The following is a 4,203-nucleotide window of genomic DNA, read 5'->3' as shown; positions in this document are numbered from 1 at the left end:
GGTGCGGTGGCGGCGGCCGAGGGGGCACCGCTCGGCGCCGGGACCGGCGCGGTGCCGCCGCCGGGGGCACCCGCCGCACCGCGCGGCGCGAGCAGCACCTGGATCCGCCCGCTCGCCACCCACTGCGCCAGCCGGGGCCCGTCCGCGGTACCGACCGCCACGTCGATCACCTGGCTGCCGTCGGTGTCCACCCGGCCGACGGTGATCACCGTGGCCGGCAGCGAGTCGGCCCGGCCGTTGTCGGGGGTGAAGACGACGACCAGCTGCACACCGGGCTGGAGCCGGCTGGCGGGCAGCTGGGTGCGCTTGGCCGACACCCCGACCACGATCTGCCCGGGCTGCACCGACAGGCCCTGCGCGAGGTCGGAACCGGTGAGCATCGCACCGCGCTTGAGGTCGGTCGCGGCCCGCATGCCGACCGCCTTCGCGCGGTCCTGGGCCGACACCGGGCGCAGCGCCGGGTCCCCCGCGATCCGGGCGACCACCAGGTCGTCCTCGGTGATCACCTGCCCCCACGGCACGTCCCGGGCCAGCGCCAGCACCGCGACCCGCTGGCCGGTGCTGTTGTAGAGCACGGCCCCGCCCAGCCCGCCGGCCGCGATCAGCGCGACCGCCATCGCCAGCACCGCCGGGCGCCGCCGGCGCGCCCCCATGGTCCGCCCGGGCGCGTGCGGCGCCGCCCGGCCCCGGCCCTTGCCCGGACCTGTCTGCTCCGGCTGCTCCGGGAGCGCCACGGACGCCGCCGCGCCCGCGGAGGTGCCGGATCCCGGCGTCGCGAACGTACGGTTCTCCACCGGGTTCCGCCCTTCCCTCGTTCGTCTCTGGCTCGTCCGGCTGATCGGTGTGCGAATCGCCGTACCGGCACGGTCACTTGTGTGCGGTCACTTGCGGGCGATCACTTGCGGGTGATCACCGGAGCTCGGTCGCCGGACCGTGCTCAGTTGAGCACCTGCATCTCGGCGACCCTGAGCTCGAAGGGCTTGCTGCTCTGGTTGATGCCCGGGATCGTGAACTTCCGCGGGTTCGGCCCTCCGGTGACCACCACCGCGGCCTCCCAGTGCATCGTCACCGTGGCGCTGAAAACGCTGTTCTTCTCACCGGCCGAGCTGGTCCTGAACTCGTAGCCGCAGTCCGGGGACTTCGCGTCGCCGTACTTGGGGTCGTACGGCGTTCCGGTCGTGGTGCAGGAGGTCTGGAGGTGGGCGCCGAAGCTCCAGTCCGCCTTCAACAGCCGGGGCGTGACGGTGACCGAGATGCCCCCGACCGACGCGCTGCCCGGTGCGGGCAGCGCGGCGTCGTCCGCCCAGAGCCAGACCGGGGCGTTGACCACCGCCGTGGTCTGCGGCGCGGCGCGGCCCACCGGCGGCCGGAAGCGGACCTGGTCGTAGGCCCGCTGGATGGCCATGGCCTCCGCGTTGACGTTCTGCCCGCCCGGTGCGGTGGCCTCGAAGACGATCTCGGCGCCGCCCTGGCCGCCGTCGGTCTGCGGACAGACCTTGGTGTAGAGGGAGCCGTCCTTCGGGTCGTGGCCGTCCCACGCCGGGTCGCCCGCGGGCGGCGGGTTGTCCAGGGCGCGGAAGTAGCACCCCTTGTCGCTGTTGAACCAGCCCAGCTGGGGGTCGTGGCAGGCCCACGCGACCTCGTGGTAGCTGCATAGCTGCGGGCCGGTGTCCGAACCGCCGCCACCGCCGGGCTTCGGTCCGCCGGGCGACGTGGTCGATCCGCCGGAATTGACGTCTATGCAGATGACGTTCGGGTAGCACTGCTCGGCGCCGCCGCTCGGCGGTTCGTCCGCGGTCGCGTTGACCGCCGAGGTCAGCAGCAACCCGGCCGACATCGACGCGGCGATCGCGATTCGCCGGGCCGGTTTCCGCGCGTTCAGCATGTCCGGTCCACCTCCCGTTTGAAGTCGTAGATCAACCAATGTGCCTGGAACCAGCGCAGGGAAGCGGTTCCGACGTACCGGTTCAGACGTGCTCCGGGATCCTTGGCGGCCCCGGTGACGGCGTCGACGCGGTGCCAGCCGGACAGGTCGACGCAGTCCTCGATCACGGCGGTCTGCGGATCGGCTTTCAGATCAATGGCCTTGACCACCGCGGAATTGCGCGGCGTCCCGGTCATCACCACTTTGGCGTCGCGCAGTTGCCGGAGGCCGACCAGGCTGTCGGACAGGGCGCGCCCGGAAGAGTACTGCTCAAGTGCGTAACCGTCCGAATCCGAACGTCCGAAGACCTGGGCCTGGGCCTGCCACCAGTCCTGATAGGTCTTCAGGGCCAGCCGTCCCATGGCCCCTTCCGGACCGCTGGTCGGCGCGATCGAGCCGTTTACCGAACCACCCGAAGGAGTGAGCGGGTCCACTCCCGCGACAGTGGGCGCGGCCGACCCGATGCGATCGACGGAACCGCCCGCACCACCGCTCGCACAAGCACCGAGCAGCAACACCAGAACCGCCCCACCGACTCCAACCGCCCCAGGGCGCAACACATTTCCGCGCTGCCGCATGGCCCCACCTCGTTGCGACCGACCTGATCAGTGATCCACGGCCGCCAGGAGAATTCCGCCGTCCCACCGGTGTTTCCGCTGGGGATCGATTCTTCGCCAACCCACCCCATCACGGCAACACCTCAGGCCCCCTGACCTTACGCGGAAGGAGGTTCCGTCGGGGCGCTTTCCCGCCACAGAACGGCCAACAGTTCCTCGGAAAGCGACAATCCGGCCAATGCGCCCCGAACCGCGGCCCGATTGCGCATCAGGAGCCGCCCGGCGTGCGGCGGAACGAGCAGGCGCGCGCCAGGCGCACCCGAACTACCGGACGCTTCCCCACCGTCCGTCAGCGCGGCCACGGCCGGCTGGAGATCGAGCGGGGCGACGGCCGCGGGGGCACCCGGGACGCCCTGGCGCAGGACGGCGGTCAGGGCCCGGCTGAACGAGCCCTCCCCGCCCGGCAGGACGGCGTCCCGGCCGCGTCTGCCCGGGGCGTAGCGGCTGCCCGGGGAGTGGCGGCCGATCCGGCCCCACAGCGGAACCCTTGAGTAGCTCAGCAGTTCGCCCGCGCCGTCCTCGCCGCGCTCCAGCGCCGCCCAGGCGTCGCGGTCGACCACCGCGTCGACCAGCAGCAGCGCCTCCTCCTGGTCCCCGTGCACCATCGCACTGACCACCCAGTCCCAGGCCAGGCCCCGGCGGTAGGCGTTGTCGGCGGTGCTGCCGGCGGTGACCAGGGCCAGCCGGCGCCCGCGCGGATCGACCACCAGCTGGCCGACCAGGCAGACCAGCAGCCAGCGGCCGGGGTGCTGGGCGGCGTCCCGGACGGCGGTGAGCATCGCGTTGGCGTCCGCGTCCGGCGGCACCGTGGTGACCCGGCAGCCGGCCGCGCCGGTGTCGAAGCACATCCCGGGCAGCACGTCGGCGAGCAGCCGGGCGCCGTCCGCCGCGAGCGCCGCACCCCCGAAGGCCCGGTCGGGCCCGCCGTCCGCCCCGATCACCACCAGATCGACCCCGCCCGCCATCCGGCCGTCCCCCTCCTGCACCATTTCTCCACCCGCCGGGCAGGCTACCGCCCCGAACGGTCGCCGACGGGGCTCCCGACCCGTCCGCTCAGGGACCATGGGCCCTATCGGTGCGCGCACCGACCGAGGACGATCGGACGCATGGAGCGTGAGGACCGTGTGGAGACCCTGAGCGAGGCCGAGTGCCTGCGGCTGCTCAGCACCGTGCCCGTCGGGCGCGTGGTGTACACCGAGCACGCGCTGCCGGCCGTCCTGCCGGTCTCCTTCGAGGTCCTGGACGGGCGGCTGGTGCTCGCCGTACGCCGGGGAAGTGCCACCGCGCGCGGGCTTGACGGCACGGTGGTGGCCTTCCAGGCGGATCTGCTGGACCCGGTCACCCGCACCGGGTGGAGCGTCCTGGTGCACGGGCGGGCCGACGCGGTGAGCGATCCCGAGCAGGTCAGACGGGTGCTGCGGTCCGGTCTGCGGCCGTGGGTGGGCGATCCGGAGCCGCTGTTCGTCGCGCTGGTCCCGGAACTGGTCAGCGGCCGCCGGCTGTTCCCGACCGGGCCGGGAGTCCCGGGCCGCCGGACGCGCCGGCAGCCGAGCAACGGGCCGGTGAGCGCCGGGCCGGTGAGCGCCGGGCCCGTGAACACCGGTTTTCCGTTCGGCTCCTGACAGATACCGGTGGGTAGGCATACGCTTCCGGCGTCCTGAC

Annotated in this window: 5 protein-coding genes; 1 reads left to right on the top strand and 4 read right to left on the bottom strand. The window is 73.1% G+C overall.

All coding sequences use genetic code 11. The features are described from left to right. The 4 genes from ACIQOV_RS30275 to ACIQOV_RS30260 form a co-directional block, all read right to left on the bottom strand. A partial coding sequence (locus ACIQOV_RS30275) for an SAF domain-containing protein (protein WP_401053789.1) occupies positions 1-794 on the bottom strand: 794 nt, incomplete at its 3' end. Positions 795-937: 143 nt separating this feature from the next. Continuing rightward, on the bottom strand, positions 938-1,885 hold the full coding sequence (locus ACIQOV_RS30270; RefSeq protein ID WP_359913269.1) for a hypothetical protein: 948 nt from the start codon (positions 1,883-1,885) through the stop codon (positions 938-940). After that, positions 1,879-2,442, bottom strand: coding sequence for a hypothetical protein (locus ACIQOV_RS30265; RefSeq protein WP_401053787.1), 564 nt, complete (start codon positions 2,440-2,442; stop codon positions 1,879-1,881). Before ACIQOV_RS30265 ends, ACIQOV_RS30270 begins: the two co-directional genes overlap by 7 nt. Positions 2,443-2,639: 197 nt before the next feature. After that, entirely contained in the window at positions 2,640-3,530 is an 891-nt protein-coding gene (locus tag ACIQOV_RS30260; protein ID WP_401053785.1) for a hypothetical protein, read from the bottom strand. A gap of 117 nt (positions 3,531-3,647) precedes the next feature. Between ACIQOV_RS30260 and ACIQOV_RS30255 the strand changes: the two genes are divergently transcribed. Continuing rightward, complete coding sequence (locus ACIQOV_RS30255; RefSeq protein WP_401053784.1) at positions 3,648-4,163, top strand: pyridoxamine 5'-phosphate oxidase family protein; 516 nt, start codon at positions 3,648-3,650, stop codon at positions 4,161-4,163. Positions 4,164-4,203 lie beyond the last annotated feature (40 nt).

The organism is Kitasatospora sp. NPDC091257 (assembly GCF_044757675.1).
GTDB lineage: Bacteria > Actinomycetota > Actinomycetes > Streptomycetales > Streptomycetaceae > Kitasatospora > Kitasatospora lactacystinica.
The sequence above is the reverse complement of the archived record's forward strand: the minus strand, read 5'-3'. Positions and strand labels throughout refer to the sequence as shown.